The 19,445-nt window shown below is 40.0% G+C and carries 14 protein-coding genes and 3 pseudogenes; 1 reads left to right on the top strand and 16 read right to left on the bottom strand.

Annotated elements, in window-relative coordinates; genetic code table 11:
* Positions 1 to 26 precede the first annotated feature (26 nt).
* The 11 genes and pseudogenes from ACYQ0N_RS07150 to ACYQ0N_RS07200 all read right to left on the bottom strand — a co-directional run.
* Positions 27 to 1,394, bottom strand: coding sequence for a restriction endonuclease subunit S (locus ACYQ0N_RS07150; RefSeq protein ID WP_460162308.1), 1,368 nt, complete (start codon positions 1,392 to 1,394; stop codon positions 27 to 29).
* Between the two features lie 45 nt (positions 1,395 to 1,439).
* A complete protein-coding gene (locus tag ACYQ0N_RS07155; protein WP_460162309.1) occupies positions 1,440 to 1,604 on the bottom strand; it encodes a transposon-encoded TnpW family protein in 165 nt (54 codons plus the stop codon).
* Between the two features lie 42 nt (positions 1,605 to 1,646).
* Positions 1,647 to 3,017, bottom strand: coding sequence for a virulence-associated E family protein (locus tag ACYQ0N_RS07160; RefSeq protein WP_460162310.1), 1,371 nt, complete (start codon positions 3,015 to 3,017; stop codon positions 1,647 to 1,649).
* Positions 2,929 to 3,549, bottom strand: a complete 621-nt coding sequence (locus ACYQ0N_RS07165; RefSeq protein ID WP_460162311.1) for a CHC2 zinc finger domain-containing protein — start codon at positions 3,547 to 3,549, stop codon at positions 2,929 to 2,931. The genes ACYQ0N_RS07160 and ACYQ0N_RS07165 overlap by 89 nt, the downstream gene beginning before the upstream one ends.
* Before the next feature lie 5 nt (positions 3,550 to 3,554).
* Positions 3,555 to 5,129: a MobQ family relaxase gene (gene mobQ / locus ACYQ0N_RS07170; protein ID WP_460162312.1), complete on the bottom strand. Its 1,575-nt coding sequence runs from the start codon at positions 5,127 to 5,129 to the stop codon at positions 3,555 to 3,557.
* Positions 5,130 to 5,330: 201 nt separating this feature from the next.
* Positions 5,331 to 5,582, bottom strand: coding sequence for a DUF3847 domain-containing protein (locus ACYQ0N_RS07175; RefSeq protein ID WP_460162313.1), 252 nt, complete (start codon positions 5,580 to 5,582; stop codon positions 5,331 to 5,333).
* Positions 5,551 to 6,162 (bottom strand): hypothetical protein, encoded by a 612-nt coding sequence (locus ACYQ0N_RS07180; protein WP_460162314.1) that lies wholly within the window; start codon positions 6,160 to 6,162, stop codon positions 5,551 to 5,553. Before ACYQ0N_RS07180 ends, ACYQ0N_RS07175 begins: the two co-directional genes overlap by 32 nt.
* A gap of 188 nt (positions 6,163 to 6,350) precedes the next feature.
* Positions 6,351 to 9,272: pseudogene (locus tag ACYQ0N_RS07185) on the bottom strand (recombinase family protein).
* Positions 9,259 to 9,738: a PcfB family protein gene (locus ACYQ0N_RS07190; RefSeq protein ID WP_460162607.1), complete on the bottom strand. Its 480-nt coding sequence runs from the start codon at positions 9,736 to 9,738 to the stop codon at positions 9,259 to 9,261. Before ACYQ0N_RS07190 ends, ACYQ0N_RS07185 begins: the two are co-directional and overlap by 14 nt.
* 69 nt (positions 9,739 to 9,807) lie before the next feature.
* Positions 9,808 to 10,505, bottom strand: a pseudogene (locus ACYQ0N_RS07195) (antirestriction protein ArdA).
* A gap of 137 nt (positions 10,506 to 10,642) precedes the next feature.
* A pseudogene (locus ACYQ0N_RS07200) lies at positions 10,643 to 11,508 on the bottom strand (ParB/RepB/Spo0J family partition protein); the annotation flags it as partial.
* On the opposite strand from ACYQ0N_RS07200, the gene ACYQ0N_RS07205 reads away from it, so the two are divergent.
* Positions 11,482 to 11,829 carry a hypothetical protein gene (locus ACYQ0N_RS07205; RefSeq protein ID WP_460162315.1) on the top strand — a complete coding sequence of 116 codons (348 nt, stop codon included), beginning with the start codon at positions 11,482 to 11,484 and terminating at the stop codon, positions 11,827 to 11,829. The pseudogene ACYQ0N_RS07200 and the gene ACYQ0N_RS07205 sit on opposite strands and share 27 nt — an antisense overlap.
* 82 nt (positions 11,830 to 11,911) lie before the next feature.
* Here ACYQ0N_RS07205 and ACYQ0N_RS07210 read toward each other — a convergent pair whose 3' ends face one another.
* The 5 genes from ACYQ0N_RS07210 to ACYQ0N_RS07230 all read right to left on the bottom strand — a co-directional run bounded on the left by ACYQ0N_RS07210 (position 11,912) and on the right by ACYQ0N_RS07230 (position 19,108).
* Positions 11,912 to 13,117, bottom strand: a complete 1,206-nt coding sequence (locus ACYQ0N_RS07210) for a hypothetical protein (protein WP_460162316.1) — start codon at positions 13,115 to 13,117, stop codon at positions 11,912 to 11,914.
* 158 nt (positions 13,118 to 13,275) lie between these two features.
* Positions 13,276 to 13,557 (bottom strand): hypothetical protein, encoded by a 282-nt coding sequence (locus ACYQ0N_RS07215; RefSeq protein ID WP_460162317.1) that lies wholly within the window; start codon positions 13,555 to 13,557, stop codon positions 13,276 to 13,278.
* Positions 13,558 to 14,032: 475 nt separating this feature from the next.
* On the bottom strand, positions 14,033 to 17,815 hold the full coding sequence (locus ACYQ0N_RS07220) for a hypothetical protein (RefSeq protein WP_460162318.1): 3,783 nt from the start codon (positions 17,813 to 17,815) through the stop codon (positions 14,033 to 14,035).
* Between the two features lie 588 nt (positions 17,816 to 18,403).
* Positions 18,404 to 18,592 (bottom strand): hypothetical protein, encoded by a 189-nt coding sequence (locus tag ACYQ0N_RS07225; protein ID WP_177533000.1) that lies wholly within the window; start codon positions 18,590 to 18,592, stop codon positions 18,404 to 18,406.
* A 207-nt stretch (positions 18,593 to 18,799) separates the two neighbouring features.
* On the bottom strand, positions 18,800 to 19,108 hold the full coding sequence (locus tag ACYQ0N_RS07230) for a hypothetical protein (protein ID WP_177533001.1): 309 nt from the start codon (positions 19,106 to 19,108) through the stop codon (positions 18,800 to 18,802).
* Between the last annotated feature and the right edge of the window lie 337 nt (positions 19,109 to 19,445).

Below are 19,445 nucleotides of genomic sequence, written 5' to 3' on the forward strand. Positions count from 1 at the left end.
TTCATTCGGAGAACGGCTTGTATTTATTATGACAAGGATTCTGATATTTCATCGAGTTGTGTGAATATGGTTTCAATTGCGGTGACTATGCGGTATTGTTCGGGGAGGGGGGGAAGTGCAAATGGGATAGTATTCAAAACATTACCTGTTAAGTGCTTGATTGTTACTCCTTTACATAGTGATTTAATTATGCCTTTACTCTCATAATACATCATATAATACATAAAGAAAAATGGGTTGCACTCTTTGTAAAACCTAACACGATGTAAGGCATTTTGATAGTAGATTGTGTTATTAGAAGTCCAAACACAGCTACGACCAACATCACCGCCTTCGCATATCAATAAATCGTATTTTTGTACACGGTATCGCTCAAGTTCATTTTCTTCAAAACGCATTTCATTCAAATCAGACAAATCTGAATTTCCCCATCTAACATTAACACTTCTAAGATATTGGTAGTAATCGCCAGTATTCTTTGCTTTATCAAGTGTTTTTCCCAAATCAATTTTAGCAATATCATTAAGCGAACACCATGCCCATCCAAGAGGTAGGTCAAACAAAAACTGTTCCTCATAACTCTTATTATCAGAAGTTGTAAGATAATAAGAGTTATCCTCACCTTTAAAGATAACAGATTCCCTCTTATCACGCTTGATTTTGCCCTGTTTTATGAGTTCTTCTTTTTCTGCTCTGATACGTTCAAGGAGAACGCTTGCCGGTTCATCATTAGGGTCTTGCGGTACAAGTTTTCCTCTGATTGCAAAGTCGAGGATTTTGGATTTGGTGGCTTGGATTGCGCTTGAGAGATTTGATTTTTCTTTTTCAAGAAAATCAATATATTCAAAATATCCGTTGATTTTGTTTGCTATAATATTTTGTTCGTTAATTGGAGGTAATGGAAATAACAAGGAATGTAATTGATTTGAAGATAATCCTTGAATACCTATACCTTTTCCGTTGATACGTTCAGTATGCTTATATAAATATAAAACATAATAGTAAAATTTTATATTCAACTTTATATATGGTCTCATTTTATGAATATGATTTTGAATTCTAATTTCATCATCATTTTCCCATATGGCTGAACGTCCTATATCACCGCCTTCGCAAACAAGTAAATCCCCCTTTTTAACCGTACACTTTTCTAACTCAGCATCTGTAAATAACATTTGTTTTAAATCAGTGAGTTCAAATCTGTTCCAGTATAAATTCGATGTTGTGATGTATGTATAGGGGTTGCCAACTTGACTTTTTGAATTAAGTGCTTTTCCTGTATTATGAGAAAAAATAACGCCTAATCTCGTCCACTCCCACCCCTGTGGCAGTTCAAAAGGAATCTCATCTTCGATACATTTCACGCTGCCGTCAGCAAACTTCTCATAATGCAAACTACGCCCTCTTGCCAATCGGCAAGAGGGCTGTTTCGTTAGTGATTAATTCTCGGTAACCTTCGCAATAAGCATACGCTTGAGCTTATTATCCAAGCGTTCTTTTGCTTTTTCGTCAAAGTGAATACCGACAATATAGGTGGTTTTTCCTATCTTCTTTGTAAAAATAGGTGTTTCGGAATTTGTGTGTACTGCTGTATTTCTATCCATATAAATCTTCCTTTCTGTCTGACAACCGACAAACTCAAAACCTTAATCAAAAGGAAAAGGCTCATCGGTAATGCTTAGCTGTTCTTCCTGCTGCGATGTTTCCGTGATACGCTCCCAGCCTTTCTGTCTGCCATAGTTCGTGAAGTATCTCGGATTATGGAAAGCCGCCCAACCGACAATACTGTTATTCATAATGTCGTTTATTTCTCGTATTTCCCACTGTTTCGGCTCGTCATAGTTGTGTTTGAGTGCCTCGCTGTATAGCTGCTTTGAGCAAACTATATTGCCGTTGAAATTGTCAAGATAACTCTGAATAACGCCAACTTTTGTATCTTCTGGCATAAAGTTCTGCTGTAAAACTGTAAGCTGTTTTTGCATATCGTGAGAAAGCGTAAGCTTGTAATTGTTGCTGCGGTAGATTGTCATTGCCTCCGCCCATAGCTGATTGATATACTCTCTTGACTGTTCCTCATCATCGAGAATATGACACTCGGCTCTTTCGGGATATACCATAACGGGCAAAAATCTTCTGTTGCCTGTTCTGTCAAGAGGGAGAAAATCCAGAGTGTTTGAAGTTCCACCAAAAACACATTGCCTTGCTCTGTCCTGTGGGTGAACTTCGTAAGGCACTTTGTAGTTGTCCTTCTGCTTGCTTAGGAAAGCCTTTATCTCCTCAATACACTTTGCATTGCCTGTTGCAAGCATTTCCGACATTTCGATTATCCAGTGTCCTTGTAACTTTCTGAAAACATTATCATCCTCCAGTCGTCTGAGGTCATCGGAAAACCATTCATCCTTTATTGCAAGAAAACGAAAGAATGTTGACTTTCCTGCACCTTGTCCACCTACAAGACAAAGCATCGTTTCAAATTTACAGCCGGGACTAAACACCCGATTTACAGCACCGAGAAGGAACAGTTTCATCACCTCATAGGTATAAGCGTTGACGTCTGCACCAAGAAAATGATGAAGTGTATTTCCGATTCGTTCCGTACCGTCCCACTGCAAAGAATTGAGATATTCACATATCGGGTGATACTTATTCTCATTGGCAACAATCTGAACGGCAGATAAGATTTTGTTCTCTGCAAAAAGCCCATAGTTCTTTTCAAGGTACAACTGAATATAATTCATATCCGTATCGGTCAGCACTGCACTATCTCTGTGCCAGCCTATCGGCTTTACAATATCAACTCTACCTGTCAGAACATTCCGGCATATCGCACCCTTGAATAGCGGGTCTTGCTCAAATACAGAAAGACAATTCTGAATTGTATTGCTTACTTTTCCTTTATCGTTAGTGGTTAGAGTACGTTTCAGCTCATCAACCGATAAGCTCGGTTGAGTTGTCTCTGTCCGCTGTGCATTTGTATTCTGATATTCGTCCGTCAAGCTCTGATACCTTCTTTCCATAGTCGGCAACAATCTCCGACTTTTCTTGTGCAGTTCCGCTGATAAGGATATCAAGCAGATAATCTACATAATCCGATCTCAGCAATGCCTCCACAAATAAGGGATTCGGGATTTCATCTTTTGTCTTGGGAGCATATCGTATCCTCCATTCTTTCAACAGTCTTGCATAATTACAAAGAGTGCCAAAAACTCTGTTTTCAGCACTCTTGTATTTTTCTTTTTCAATTCTTTTGGCTATGCTTTGCTTGTCGAGTTGATATCTTTCGGAATTATCATAACTTATTCCAAAGTCATAAGCTAATTTCTGTGCAGCCTTTTTCGGCGAAAGAGAAAACAGCTTTTCTGCAAAGTTGATAACATCTCCGTCCTCACCGCAACCGAAACAATGAAAGCGGTTATCCACTTTCATTGACGGATTTCTGTCATCGTGAAAAGGACAGCAGGTCATTCCGTTTCGTTTTATATCAAGACCGTAATACTCTGCGGCTTGCCTTGTTGTAATTCTTTCCTTTACTGCTTGGAAAACATTCAATAAAATCACTCCAGTTCATATTTGTTTTTCTTTCGTTGCTCATCTTGTGTGAGTGTAGTTTGCTTTGGCTCCGTGGAATGTTCCTTGATGCTCTCCGAAATAGATTTTTTATTGTCGGTTGTCATAACCTCGTTGTCAAGAGGGATAACCTGTCCGATATAATAACGCACATCATTAAGAGGCTGCATTTCATCTTTTATTTCTTCAAGTTCCTTCTGCAAGGTATCACGACCTGATTTCAGATTTTTCATCTCGGCACGGAAAGAGTCAAAGTTAAAATTGCTGTCTATGCCTTGCTTTTTCAGATAACGTACCGCCTTGTTATACTCATCAAGCTCGGCTCTGTGCTCTGCGGCATATTTATCCTTTCTTGACTTCCAGTTAATCCTGATATACTTATCGTGAACGGGTTCAAGCCTTTCCATTGTTTCGTGGCACTTTATTATCATAGACAAGGTTTTTATGCGAGTTTCCTTTTTTCGCATTTCCGTTCGCAAGGAGTTAGCTGAATTTTTCATTTTACCAAGCTCGGCATTCAGACTTTCAAGAGTGACAATTCCTTTTTTCTCAACGAAGGCTATAACCTGAGATACCTTTTGCAAGTCCTTGACAAGTGCGTTCTGCTTTCCGTAATCGTTCCATTCTTCACGCCGTGATTTTCTGATTTCGATATATTCCAATAACAACTCAGGGACAGTAAGTTGAGCCGTTCGCCTTTTGCTAAGGCTCTCTTTTTCTCCGGTTAATCTTTTAATCCAGTCGTGAATGGATGAAATGCTCTTGCGGATAAAATTCATCATCACATTTGTCTTTTGTATATCTCGGTTAAGGTCACCGACAATAGTCTGCACACCTCTCTTTTCCATTTGAAAAACAGCCGCTCCCATATGGACAGTTGGCAGTTTATCTGTTATTCCTTGCCGTTGGTATGAACGTAGGTCTACTCTTTCGGAACAGTTGTTGCGTTCAAGGAATTGATTTGTTTTCACTTCCCACGAGTGCCGCCACTCCTCGGCTTTGGTCTGTTCGTTCCAGTCAACGGTAGTTTCCTTGTGAGATTTCCAGTTTCCCGAAGGAAGTCTGATACGCTCTCCATTTTCATCAAGGTCATAAACCTTTCGTGCCTTTGGTAACCATTTTCCATTCTCATCAATGGCTCTCATCGTCAGCATAATGTGAGCGTGAGGGTTTCCGTCGCCTTTGTCGTGAAGTGCAAAATCAACGCACATCCCATTATCGACAAATTGCTCCTTACAGTAATCCTGCAATAGCTTTATTTGCTCATCACGAGGAATTTCTTTTGGAAGTGCAAGGACAATTCTTCTGGCAAGCTGTGCGTTCCATTGTTTCTCGTTCATTTCAACGGAGTTCCACAACTTTTCACGATTGCTGTATTCCGGTGGGGCGTTCTGCGGCAGCATTATCTCGGTATATGCGATACCTCTTTTCTCCGTATAGGCTTTTTTCTTTTGGTCATACTCCGAGAAAAGGCTCTCTCCACTCTGATATGCCGCACCTGCAACAGCAGATTGTCCGTTACTGCGTTTGCATATCGTTATCTTAAAATGAGGGCAAGGCATATTCTCTTTGCCTCCTTTCCGCATAAAATAAAGGCTGCTTACTTTTGTGTAAACAGCCTTTTGTATTCAGGGGGTAGATTGCAAAAGCAATCGCAGGGGCAGCGCCCTTGTGAGCATTTATGCTCGGCTCTCTGCAAGAGGCTTTCGGCAGAACGCAATTCACCGCCCATAGCGGTGTATAATTGCGCCCTTATCCGCAGGTTAAGGGATATGAGCAACCTGTTCAAGATATTTCTGCAAAAGCTCCTGCACATCAGAATGTGAAAAAGCCACATCAAGAACAGCCTTTACTTGCTCTGCCGTGAGCAAGTCAGGCTCTTTCAGTTTCGCTCCGAGGATAGCGCCTTGCTCGCATAAGCGGTGCGTTCTCTGGCTGCGAGTCAGCATTTTCATTTTCTTTTGAAGTGCTTTTTCTTCGTGCTCAACAGCAACTCTCTTTTGATTTGCAACCATTAAATCCTGTTCTGCCCTTTGTATTTTTTCTTTCAGTTCCTCGTCTGTCATTTTGCTTCTCCTTTTCAAAAATCTCTGTCACCTTGAAAATATTGATTGCCTGTTTTAACTCCTCCGACATTTCCCACTTGGCACAAAAGATAAGCAGTTCACTGATATCGCCATCGTCAATTTCATAGATTTCATCTACATCAAAGTATCCGCAAATGCTTTCGAGCAGTTCCTTTTTGCAACAGCCTGAGAAGATAGTGAATGCCTTGCAGTATTCATCTTCAAATCTGTCAACGACTGTTGTAAACACGACTCTGTTGAGGAAAGAACGCTTTTCATCGAGAAGTTCTGCTGTCATTCTGATTTCTTCTTCGGTGAGCAGTTCCTCAAGATACTTGGCAACCTCTCCCGAACGCTCATTAGGAATTTCCTCAAGAGTGCTTACGGAAAATCTCTTGCAGATAAAATTGTAAAGCCTCTCTCTGATTTCTTCTTCAAGAGGTTCCATATTGGCACAAGGCACTCCGTTCAGATAATCAATGATGTTCGCATAGAGGATATCGAGAAGGTTTCTTTCAGTATTTTTCATTTGGCATTGTCCTTTCATAAATAGAATTGTTGTTATTGTTTCGGTTTGATTCTTCGGAATTAAACTATATCAGCACATAAGCACCACCTCCTTTCCTGACAACGGGACGGCGACAACCGAGAAAAGAAAACCTTTTTCGGTGTTGGGAAAATAAAAAACAGCGACATTAAAATCGCTGCTTTTTTGTATCATATAGCTTCGGGGCTTGCAACTCTCGGAGTTTTTTCTATATCCGAAACATAGCAGAACACTCCGTTTTGCATATCTTCAATTCTTGCAGCAAGTTTCATTGAGTCAATCGTGGCTTTCTTCTTCGCCTTGGATTTCTCATAATACTTCGCCTGCTTGCCGTTGGCTTTTCTTTTGAGATAGTTTCTGTGAAGCCGTTCCTTGCGTTCCTGTGCTTTCTTCTGTTCCGCTATTTCTTCTTCGGTTAGCTCTTTGACTTCATTGAACATCGGCGGTAAGTACAAGCCTATGAAATTGAAATAAATATCTATTCTCTGCGGTGAATTTGCTACTCCTTTCAGCTCACGCTCGTGAACGTCAATTCGGCTGACAAATTCATTTATCATACAAGTGGTAAGCTCGTCAAATTCAAGATATTTTTCTACAAGGTCAATGAACTTTTTGGGTGAACGCTTTTCACTGCAAGTGGAATTTAAAAACTGCCGTAACACCTGTATTTCATTTGATATTTCATTTTTCTCTTTGGAGTATTGCTTATCAAGCGTAAAATATCTGTCATCGGGAAGCTTGCCAAGGACGTTATCCTCGTAAATTCTGCAAATCAGCTTTTCTATTCCCTGTTCTCTCTGCGTAAGGGTTTCAACTTTGGCTCTTGCCTTGATTATCTCGTCATTTTCCTTTTGGTTATCAATATCCATAACCGCTTTTACAAATGCCTCCTTGTCGAGTTTGGCATAATCGACTATTGCTTTCAGCACTTCTTTTATAAGGGAAATGACATCATCGGCATTTACTCTGTGCTGTGTTGGACATAGCTTTCCTACGGGAATTTTGCTGTAATTTGCACAAGTAAACTGCGGTATTCTTTTACCGTTATTCACTCTGTGAACATACATCTTACTGCCGCAATCAGCGCAATACATAAGTCCTGTAAGCGTATTTGCTTCGCCCCAGCCGTCAGGATAACGCCTTGCATTTCCTCTTACACGCTGAACATTATCAAAGAGTTCTTGGTCGATAATCGGCTCTTGAGTATTTTCAAAGACAACCCAGTTATCCTGAGACACATAATGGCTTTTCTTGTCTTTGAAGTGCTTATCGGTTTTGAAATTTACTGTGTGTCCGAGATACTCACGCTTTTTCAGTATGCTTGCAATGGTTGAGGACTGCCAGTGATATGGATTATCAAAAATCTTGTTCTGGTGCAATCCTATTCCTTTCTGTGCTAAGTACGCACCGGGAATTAACACTTTTTCTTCCTCTAATATTTTTGCAATCTGATACGGTCCCTTTCCGTCCATTGTCATTTTGAAAATCCTCCTGACAATATCGGCAGCCTCCTCGTCAATAACCCATTGGTTTTTATCCTTCTCGGATTTAACATATCCATACGGCGGAATACTTGCAACGTGCTTGCCCGATTTGCCCTTTGCCTTGAATGTGGATTTTATCTTCTTGGAAATATCCTTAGCATACCACTCGTTCATAATGTTGCGGAACGGTACGAGGTCATCTTCTCCACGAAAAGTGTCTACATTATCGTTAAGGGCGATGAGGCGAACACCTTTCTGACGGAACATCTCCTGATACTGTCCCACAACAATATGATCACGTCCGAGTCGGCTCATATCCTTTATAACGACAGCATACACATTTCCTTTTTCAACTTCCGCTATCATTTTCATAAAACCGGGTCTGTCGAAACGTGTTCCCGATATACCATCGTCCGTAAAATGAACAGGGATAGGCAGGTTGTTGTTGCGTGCATATTCTTCGAGCATATACTTCTGATTGGTGATAGAGTTTGACTCGCCTTGAAGCTCATCATCTCGGCTCAAACGCTCATAAAGTGCCGTAATCTTGCGGTTTTCCATAGTTTTCGTCACTCCTCCTTTTCTTCAAAACTATGTAAAAATCGAGTGATTAAAACCTCTCTATGAGTTTAGCATACCGCTGGCAAGTTTGTATTTCTTATACTGCTTGACCGCAAAGCAATCCGGCTTTCGCTTTTCCAGCCCCCTAAACATATAGTCCACGGCATTTTGGAAATTTTCATCCTCCTCCTTGACCTCCATACCGGAAATCATATCCACAAGCGTGTTCATGTTCCGATCCTCGGCGGGCCCCTCGAAAATGATATAGGCAATCAAAGCGCAGTACAAAAGCGTCTCGGCCTTCGTCCAGAATGGATCACCCTCTTTGCCTTCGCCCTTCGTGTTGCTGATTAAAGCGTCCACAAATTTCAGAATGTCGGCCTCGTTTCGGATATACGCCAACGGGTTATAGTGCATGGATTTGGAAAAATCAATGGAATTGAACACCTTGATCCGATACCCGCGCCGTTGCAGAAAAGCTCCCACCTGGGAGAGCACCCCGCCTTTGGGATCGACCACCACATAGCTGCAACCAGCCTTTTTATCCGCGCTGGCCTGCAAGATCTGCGGGGTAAGCCAGAATCGGGTTTTGCCGGAGCCGGACGAACCGATCACACAGGCGTTGAGATTGCGGGCGTTGGCCGGATTTTTGGGGCGGGTATTCATGGTGAGAAACTCCGTCCCGGTGAGAATGATATTATTTTCAAACTTTGGATCGACGAACGGGGGGATGTCTTTGGGGCCGCCCCAACGGGATGAACCATACTCTTCATCCCGCCGGAATTTCTTTGCGTTCTTGCTTTTTACATAAATCAGCAGGCGAAAGACCGCCGCGCCTACAATACCCACCAGCCAATCAAAGGGATCAAGCCCCGGCGCAAAGTCGGTAAAAGCCGGGCCGATGGTCTGGCCCAGCCCCAGGAGCTTGTGAGCGAAGTTTGCGCCAGCGGCCAGCCGGTATGCCGTTCCCAGCTTCAGGCAGGTCCACAGGATAAACAGATATGGGATATTGGGTATCACATACTTTTTTACGCTATCTGTCCTCATGTACCGCCTCCTTTACCCGTTCCCGCTTGCGGGGCTTTTCCTTTGCAAGCTGATCCGCCGCCTGTTTGAGCTGTTCCCGGATGGGGATGCGGCTGGATTTGGATTTGTTCAGCACCTTCCGTGAATACTCTGAAAAGCAGGCGGTCATCGCATCTGCCTGGCCCGCCTTGAAGAACAACAGATAATTGTCCGACCCGGTTTTGTAAAAGGCATAGTCCACATTCCATTTCCGGGCTACCCGGTCAAAAGACTTCGTATCCCCGGAGAGCTCGATGCTGTTTGTGGCCGTACCATGCCCCATGAGCTTTTTCACGCTCTGCCTACCGTGGGGCGTTTGTTTAGCCCGGTGGTGCTTTCGGATTTTCCGGGCAACCGCCCCCAGCACATAAGCAAGCCCCCGAGCTGTCAGTTTTGACGCTTTTACCGATATGGCAATCGTGCGCCGGGAAACATCTTCATCAATCAGTTACACCGCCTCCTTTCCAGCAGCGCCTCGGGACAAATTGTCTCGAAGTGCCGCCTATCGTTCCTCATGCTACTTTTGGGAAAGTTTTCGGTAGCCCTCCAGAGAGGAACCGTCAATAATCTCCTTGTAGGCCGCCATCTGTTCCCGGATCGAAAGTTTCGGATAGGCGAAAACCCTGTGTTCGGCAGGAATGTCATCGAGTCCGTGATAGTGCTCGATGAATTTGCCGCCGTTGTTCAGCACATAGCCGCCGGGAGCAAAGTGGCCGTCCTCGTTGAGCCGAATGTCCCGCCCGTATGCCTCGTAATCGAAATAGTTGAGCAGGTGCTCCGGCACATCGATAGCCTCCATATCTTCCACATAGATGCGCCCCAGCGTTTCATCGTCCTCAACGCCCGGATAAAATTCAAAGCAATCCAAATTTTGTGTCAGGTTGATAAGGTCGGCCACGCTGGAAGTATGCTCGCCGCTGTCGATCACCGCCTCGAATTTCTCCAAATCACTTTGATCAGCTCGGAAAGCAGGCAGGCCAGATGGTTGAGCTCGTCCAGATTTTCATATTCCGTCAGGTAGTCATAAAGCCCCAGCACATCACCGTCAAAGCTGGTAATAAAAAACTCCTCATAACGCACCCCATCCACGCCGATGCGTTTCAGCAGCCTTTGCACCTCCTCCGTGGTGGTTGGGAATTTCAGCGTTTCTCCAACCAGCTCACCCTCGTTGTATTTTCCCAGGTTGGTAATGTAGGCTTCAAAAAGGGCCGCCATCAGCGGCGGTGCGTTGCACCCTTGACGGCCCACTCCCGGCTGTGCAGGAAAACAGGCGGCGACGGAGGATATATACCACCAGACCATTTTTTCAGAAAGGACGGGCCTTCAGGACAATTTGTCTCGAAGTGGATAGGTTACTTGTCCTGTTCCAGCTTTTTCGAGGACTTTGCCAGCTCGGGCGGCTGTTTCTCCTTCCACTCGTCCAGCAAAGTCATGATCTGCTCCTTCATTTTGTCGGGAGTGACCTCCTTGCCAAAATACTTCTCCAGTTCAGCCATAGAAATAATCACGCCGCGATCCTCCTTTTTCTTTTCTGATAAGATGCCGTCAATCACATCGCCGTTGAGTTTCCCCTCCTTGTCCAGCTCCCGGAGCTGTTTGGCCTGGGCCAGAGAGGGAGATGCCTGCTCCCCATCAATGGAAACGGCAATCAGCCTTTGGTTTTTGGGCTTGATGTAGGAAAGCTCCACCGCAGGCATAAAGCCCATCTTCTTTTCGTCCACCTTGTTCAGAAGTTCGGGCACAAGGGAATTGAGCCGCAGATAGCGCATGACCTTTTTATAGTTCATATCATGCGCCTCGCCCACGATCTCAACGGAGCGTTTGCCCACATCCCCCTCGGCCACGCCTTTCAGCCGGGAGCCCTGGTGCTTAATGTCCTCCACTTCCAGATCCAAAAGGGCGGCCAGCTCGCTGGGGAGCGTCTGATCCCTCTGCTTGTTGCTGTCCTTCATGGCCTCAACCGCCTCATGGTCGGTCATATCCCGGACAATAAAGGGCATTTCCTCCAGGCTCACCAGCTCACTGCCGCGACAGCGCCGATGGCCGCCACAATCTCATAGCCGTTTCCGTCTTTTTCGGGGCGGGCAAGGCCAGGAACCATAACGCCGTTGAGCTTGATGGACTCCACCGTTTCCTGCATTTTGGCATCGTCCCGCACCTTGAACGGGTGGGGCCGGAATGTGTGGAACGGATGGAGCTCGGAAAGTTTCAGATAAATCTGGAACTGAACGACTACCTCTATCCCCATGACATAAGCCGCCTTGAAGAAATCCGGCAGAAAGACCTCGGCGCGATTGTGGTAAACGGCTACTATTCCGGCTATCTGGGGGAGGACATGAACCTTGACGAGCTGACCGCCGGAGTACGGCACCACTATGAAAACGGGTATAGCAATATCAAGGAATTTATCGAAGCCCACGACGACCGCTTATCCCCGGAGGAAATCGAGAAAGGGCGGGCAGCCGCCCATGCCGCCGGACTTCCATTTTCCGAAAGACCGTTCCTGGACGGGGAGGATTTTGACCCCCTATGTATTTGACGGGAGCATGAGCATTGAGGACTACAACCTTATGCAGCGCATGATTGAGAAAGAAAGGAGTGAACGAATGGACGCCCCGATTTTAAGCGGGTATCTCTCTAATCTTAGGAAGTACTGCGGGCGGATGGGTAATATTCCCCACGACTTGTTTTGCGCGGTAACTTCTAATTTTACCGTATAGGATGAAGCTTAATATATCGTTAAATTCATATTTTAAGGTTTGATTGTAAATTAATTCCGATTCCCTCACAAGAGTAAGCTTTCCTCTGAATACGGAAACCTGTGAAGCAATGGGAGGAATAATACTAAAGCCTTCTTTAACAGTTATTATATTGTTAATATAGTCATAGCTTTTTACTATTCTCGTTTCAGATACAGTATATGAATTCTCTGTAGAATAAGTAACGGTAACATAATCGTCTTCAAATATGGAGAAAATCAATCCTTCCGGTACAGATACAGGTATGGTATCTTCGGAAACAGAATCGGAATCCCTTACAACAGCGTCGATTATACCGTCCGACTTTTCATCTTTAAACAAGGAATATTTATAATTTTTAATACCTATATCTTGTTCCTGGGAATAAGACGAGGCACATTCAATATTCCCGAATTCGTTTAAAGAAACATCAGGTATAATTACAGGCCGTTTTGCACATTCAAAAAAATATTCGGGGGAAGTAATATAATTTTTATATATTTTATATGTTGTTCCGGCAGGGGGAATCGCGGAAAAGGGGGCTTCCAAGGTAACGAGAGTTCTGTAATCGTAATTGCCGTAACCGTCGTCTGTACCGTATTTCAAAGTCGGATCATAATTAGTAATCATTCTTCGTTCTTTTACAGTTCCGTTATCAATTTCCATGCAGCAAGCCCCGTAAAGAGTGCGAATGCCGTTTACTTCATAATAAATGGGATTCTGAATTTCAGTTATGCCGTATGTAATAGGAATCTGAACAGAAGGGTGAGAAACATTAATAGATCTGACTGTTCCCTGCATAGCGAATATATCATATTTTTCCTGATATATATTCATTTTATATTTATAGCTTTTACCGTTTTCAAAAGTACCCGAAGACATTCTTGTTCTGGATTCATAATCATTGTATATAGCCGAAGCAGACAGAGGAACGTACATCTTTTTAATAAGGCCGTTATTGCCTGCGTCATAGAACACAAAATCATAACCCTTTAAATGATCCCCGTTAAATATAAATGAGAAGCTGTTATCTTCAGAGGCGTCTATAGCCGTATTATGAGGGTATACATTTTGAGGTTTATATATCATATTATCACTTCCTTTAAAATATTTTTTGTAATAAAGAAAAAGAGCAAAACAAACAATTAAGTTTGTTTTGCTCTTTTGAATTTTTGCAGCAGCTTTGTAATCTCTGCTGATTGAAATTAATCATGGATATAGCATTATACTATACCCATGATTTTTATTCAATAAGATGCAAACTCTTTAATAAGCTCAATAATATTAGGTAAATTGCCATTTAATCTGTTGTAGATAAATATTATTCCAGCGGTAATTATAAGATAACATAAAGAATATGAAAGACTATCAGACCTAAATCTTGCATATGAAATCTTATATCTGCCATTCTTTAATATTTGTTGATTGCGCTTTTTTTTATATTTTTCAAACTTAATCCATTTAAAAATCCCAAAGCCTATAGCGATTAAACCTAAAGAAACATCCCAATAAGACAGAATCTCTTTCAATTATTTCTCCTTATTATGTGAACTTTTCTAATATATCATTGAGTTTATTTATATTACCTTGAGCGTGCTCCTGATTATCTTTATCCAGCCACTCAAAATACCATGGAAACGCTTTGCTATTAGTAAGCTTACAATAAAACAACTTGGGTTTCAAGTGAAACCGAAGTTGTTTTATTTTTATCAAAGTTAAACTTTAATGAGTAAAAATATACTTAATAAGAATGATAATATTAGGCATATTACCTTTGAGCCTATTGTAAATAAATATGATACCTAATAGAATTAGTCCATAAAATAGAGTATACTCAAAACTATCATTCTTGGATACTGTCCATTTACCACTTCTTAATTTATCATTATCACGTTTTTTTCTATAAATTTCAAACTTGCGCAATTTAAGTATTCCTATATATATAACTAAAAACCCTAAAAGAATATCCCAATAAGATAGAATCTCTTTCAATTATTACTCCTTTTATATATATTTTACCAATATATTGTTTAATCTATCAATATTATTTTGTGCGTGCTCTTGGTTATCTTTATCCAGCCATTCTGAATACCAAGGAAACGCTTTGCTATATGCTATGTATTGTTCTTCTGCGTTTATTCTCAGTACAATTAAATCAACATATTTCCTTGCAGCAGATTTGTAATCTCTGCTGATTGAAATACCATTTTGAAGCTGTTCTCCAGATTTAGCCATTTGCCATATTTCTTTTCGTAAAGATTCAGCTACTGTTGCATTTGCAAAGGTATACTCGGCTTGTGTAGCCGTTTCACCTATATTTGTTGCCCAATCACTTACAATAACAAATAAGCTTGCATATGAACCATATTTAGGCAACGTCAATAATAGAGCATCAACTTCAGCGCTTAATATATCTTCTCCAACAGACTGTGCAGCTTGAAACCAAGCATAACGAGCCTCTTCATATTCTGTATTAGCATAGTCCAGTAACTCCAAAGCTGCTTTTTTTACATATACATCATCAGACTGAGTAAAGGTTTCTAATAATTTTATTCCATCTTCCATAACATGAACATTACTTTTAAATGTTGCATAGTTATGATAAACTTCAATAGCAGAAGCAGACCAGTCAGCAATATTAATAATACCGTTTATTCTGCCTATACTTCCATCAATAAACTTAATACTCATATTCTTTAAATTTATTTTTTTGGAAACAGAATCAACCTGTGATGATAAATATTCAAAATCTAAATTAGCTTGTTTAACTAAGCCAACAACTTCTTCACTTGATTGGTTAAAAGGATTATATGAGTTAATTATTTTTAAATTTTCCTTCATTTTTGCTTGAAATTCCTTTATCAACTCCATATCTCTTTGGGTTATATCAATCGGTTTTCCTGATGTCTCCAATACTTTATAAGCAAGACCGACAGAATCATTATAACCATCACAAATTGATTTTGCCAAATCAATCCATTCTTGTGTTTCATAGATGGACTTTTTGGATTCTAATGTTCTATTTAAATAATCAACAATCGCCGTTTTGTATAGCTCTACCTTACTATAATTAGAGTTAAATACATAGTTTCCTAAGCCCACATACATCTGTGTAAGAACACTATTGTTATACATCGTTCGATATGCGTCTGAATTATAGTAATCATTATTCATCACAAACTCATAATCTTCATTTTCAATATAGAAGTTTGCTACTGACGGATTGGAGCCTAACTCATATTCCTTTTTATCGTCATATGTGTCCCAGTCCGTATCTATTAATGTCGGATCGGAGCCACAGTATACAGTACCGTCATACTCATTTTTGTTCACTTCTGACGTCCAATTACTTCCGTTATAATGTATTTCCACATTGTCATCAAGTCCGTCTCCATCGGTATCTTTTTTGTTCGGATCACTATTTATCGGCTGACCGTTTGGCTTTAGTCCATAAAGCTCTACAATATCAGGAATGGTGTCTCCGTCCGAATCTTCACCAATAAACTGCGGCGGAATATCTATTGTATTTCCGGTTACGTTTGTAAGAGCACTCGATGGATAACCGTAGTAAACGTCTCCGTATGTATCATAAACAATATTTTCTAAATCAGAACCTATACTTCCTCTACCAAGGCTTACTATATTTAAAGATACATTTGTATAATCATATGATGATAATTCATAACCGTATGACACGTCGCCGTTTGTTAATACTATGATTCGGTACATATTGGTATCGCTGTCGCTTACATATGACAACGCAGTCTGAACGGCGCTGTTCAGCCATAACGAATTTCCATCACTGTTTACACCTTGAACTGCGGAATAAAGCGGTCCCGTTGAGCCTGTCAAACCTGTATTGGATTCTATGTGATCCGAATACATAATGACTGCGGCGCTGTCTCCGCTGCCCATATTTCCGATTATATTTTCACATATATATGCTCTGTTGCATTTCCTCCGTCCGTATTTTTTCATATAATAGTCGATATTTGATTGAGTACCTTGAATATGAGATAGAATTTCGGTATGGTTTTCTTCTGTAACTCCGTTATATCCAACCTCAATAGAATAGCTGATCGGGTCTGCGCTGTCCATTTTCCATGAGCAATCCACCACTAAAATAGTGTTCATTGCCTTATAATATGTAGTATGGCTACTCCACATCTTCCGCAGTTCCATGAAACTTTCTTCCCAATTGTCATACCACTTCTCGCTGTCAACAATCATGTATTGTGAAAAATGAGTAGTTGTGGCGCTTACGGTTGAGTTCTCCCAGTTTCGGGTTGTGGGCATTTCTTCAAAAATCTGTTTTTCTTCATTATACCAGAGAATAATTAAGTTGTCAAACTTAGTATCGCCCAGCTTTGATTTATCAATTTTAAAGGTAATTGTAGCAGATTCAAAGCTTGTTTCCGAAGTAAAGTTAAACGGCTCGCCTATCATGGCATATACATCGCTTGACATTGCGTCAATTCCGTACATACTTTCAATTGTAAGATTTCTTTCAAGACTGCCGTTTGTGTCCATGTCAACCTTGATTTCCGTAATCGCTTTGTCATAAGTCTCAACAGACTGATTTTTTGATTGAGTGTAAACTTCATCTCCGTCAAGTATTCCGTTGCCGTTTGTGTCAGGATTCAGCGGGTCAAAGTAAACGCCGTACTTTTTGTAAATCGTTCCGTCATAGCCTTCCTCACCGTCGAGCAGCTTATCATTGTCAGTGTCCGGATTGAGCGGGTCAGTTCCATATGTTTTGATTTCGTCTCCGTCAAGAAGTCCGTCCTCGTCTGTGTCGGGATTGAACGGTCCAGTTTTGTTCAAATATTCGCCTAAGTTATTCAGATTATCATTATCAAAATCTTCGTCAGCGTCGGAAATTCCGTTTTCATCTGTATCTACTTCTAACGGATCAGTGTTCAGTGTTAAAACTTCATATCCGTCAGGCAATCCATCATCATCTGTATCTATATCATACGGATCAGTATCTATTACTTTTTCATAAATATCAAAAAGCATATCCTCATCAGTATCGCCAAGCCAAGATTCAGGCAGGTATTCTAAATCGCTGAAATCATAATATTCGGACTCTGTTCCTATAAAGCCTGCAATATCGTCCTTATAGTTGATATTTACACTTCCGCCGTTAATTACGATTTTATCGGCAATAATTACACCGTTCAAGTTAATATTCGGAGAATCAATCGTAAGCGTTCCCAGAGGGCAGTAAATAAGTCCGTTAATGTTGGCTGTGCTGTCGTTTTCAATAGTAATATCGCCGTACTTTGAATATACAACGGAAGTATTAGCGTTCTTAACCTCTCCCGTCACGTTTATATCCATCAGCGTACCCATGCTGGAATTAAGGGCTACGTTTCCGTCAAGCTCGATGTTTCCGTAAGAGAACACCGAATTATTAATATGTATATTCATTTCATCACGAACATAACCGTCCTCGTAAAGCTCGCAGTTTTCAGTGAAATATGTTTCACGAATCTTAGTGTCGGCGTAAACGTGCTTGATTCTTTTTTCAATATCAGCGCCCGTTGTGATTTTACCGTTGATATTTCCGTTTAAGTAGGATATGTCGGCTTCTTTATTTGTGTGAATATTACCGTTTATACACAAATTTGATGTAACTGTCATCGTTATTCCATTGCGTCCAAAAAGCATATATGGGTATTTTTTAAATTCCTCTGCTGATACGGCAAGCTGTGCAAAGGTTGGCACAATAACTATAACCATTGTTATTAACGCAATTGCTCGTTTATAAAAATATTTTGTCATAATTCCTCCTTAAATGGTTTAAAAATTGCTTAATTTCAATTGATTAATAAAGCTAACCATATTTATAAGCATAATAATATAAATTCATATAAACTCCCCCAATTTTTATTATCAACAAATTTGACGATAATTGTCGATTAGTTATACAATAACATGTGTTAATTTATTAATCAATGAATAAATATGAATAATTTGTAAATTTTTTGTGAACTTGATTAAGAAAAATTATCATATTTTTGAATTTTGTATATAAATTACTTATATTTGATTCCTTTTCTAAAAACATCAATAGGGATAAACTACGTCCCGATCATAACTTAGTTATATATTACATAAAACATTCAGTGAATAAAAAGTTATAAAAAGAAAGCCGTTATTTATAGAAAATTTTTTTTAATATCAATTATATATGCCATAATATTGCCTCCAATACAACAATATTATACAATAACTTGATTGTCTTAAAGGGACTAAAGCCATTAGATCCTTTTATATCAAAGAATACATTTAAATGTGCGAGATATAATTTAAATCTAAATAATTATAATAGCTCTACCGATATTTAACAGTAGAGCTGTTATAATAAAATCATCCGGCATAAGTTTTAGAAGCTTCTATATAAGCCGTTTTATCCATAGATTTTTGTTTTTCGCATTTTAATTCCAATTCAGTATTAATTTTTTCTATATTTGCATAATCAATACTTTGAAAGTCACCATATAGTTTCGTACTACTATTTATATTTAAGAATCTATCAATATCTTTGATTGATAACATTTGTACCTCCATGTTAGCATTCACTGCTGTGAAAATAATTAAGAGTTGTTATACCACAAATTTATGACTTTGTCAATATTACAATTCCCATTTTTAGATAAAAGATTAGTTTATAATTTATTCGATTTTGGGTTTTCAACCAATTTCCTTTTGAAATAAATATAAACTTTTTAGTAATTTGTATTTTTTCTTATAAAATAATACCATTTAATTAGAGTGATTCATTTTATATCTGTTCAAATCATCAGCAAATTTGTTCATGGCATCAGGAAATTTATTATCAAAACTTTTATCTGCAATACTTTCCATCTGTTTTGCGAATTGCATAGGGTTATCGGAAACAACCTTATCAATGTTAACGTTCATTGTTTTATATTCAGTTGAATAATTATTGTTTAAATTACTTTCAAATTGACGTGCCATATTTGAAGGCATAGCAGTATTAGATTCTATTGAGCTTTGAATACCGTTTATTTGATTAACTGTTTCAGTATCAAATCCTTTTATTAATTGCATAATGTCAATCGTTCCCGGCAGAACTTTTACCTGTTCAATTGCATTAATACTTTCGTCAAGTTTATGGCTTGTATTAGTTCCATTTTCAATCGAATCGATTAATTTTTCTAAGGACTGGATTTTTTCATTTAAAACAAGATCGTCATATTCTTTTTGAGCTGAGTCAATTGCGTTTCTATCAGTTTCATGAATCCAACCGCGCTCTGAATCGTATACAGTTATATTCTTTAATCATATAGAACATGGAGTAATTTTAGCAACTTCAAACCTTGAAATAGAATATAATGAAATTTCACAGGTTGTCAAAAAAAATGATGGATATTGCCCGTGTATGCTA

The organism is Ruminococcus sporogenes (assembly GCF_054655175.1).

What these genes read in the sequence shown, in the direction of transcription:
- ACYQ0N_RS07230 (WP_177533001.1), bottom strand. Translation starts at nt 19,108, where the DNA reads ATGCAATTAATAAAAGGATTTGATACTGAAACAGTTAATCAAATAAAC.
- ACYQ0N_RS07205 (WP_460162315.1), top strand. Translation starts at nt 11,482, where the DNA reads ATGGAGCTCGGAAAGTTTCAGATAAATCTGGAACTGAACGACTACCTC.
- ACYQ0N_RS07225 (WP_177533000.1), bottom strand. Translation starts at nt 18,592, where the DNA reads ATGTTATCAATCAAAGATATTGATAGATTCTTAAATATAAATAGTAGT.
- ACYQ0N_RS07180 (WP_460162314.1), bottom strand. Translation starts at nt 6,162, where the DNA reads ATGAAAAATACTGAAAGAAACCTTCTCGATATCCTCTATGCGAACATC.
- ACYQ0N_RS07155 (WP_460162309.1), bottom strand. Translation starts at nt 1,604, where the DNA reads ATGGATAGAAATACAGCAGTACACACAAATTCCGAAACACCTATTTTT.
- ACYQ0N_RS07220 (WP_460162318.1), bottom strand. Translation starts at nt 17,815, where the DNA reads ATGACAAAATATTTTTATAAACGAGCAATTGCGTTAATAACAATGGTT.
- ACYQ0N_RS07175 (WP_460162313.1), bottom strand. Translation starts at nt 5,582, where the DNA reads ATGGTTGCAAATCAAAAGAGAGTTGCTGTTGAGCACGAAGAAAAAGCA.
- ACYQ0N_RS07160 (WP_460162310.1), bottom strand. Translation starts at nt 3,017, where the DNA reads ATGGAAAGAAGGTATCAGAGCTTGACGGACGAATATCAGAATACAAAT.
- mobQ (WP_460162312.1), bottom strand. Translation starts at nt 5,129, where the DNA reads ATGCCTTGCCCTCATTTTAAGATAACGATATGCAAACGCAGTAACGGA.
- ACYQ0N_RS07210 (WP_460162316.1), bottom strand. Translation starts at nt 13,117, where the DNA reads ATGATATATAAACCTCAAAATGTATACCCTCATAATACGGCTATAGAC.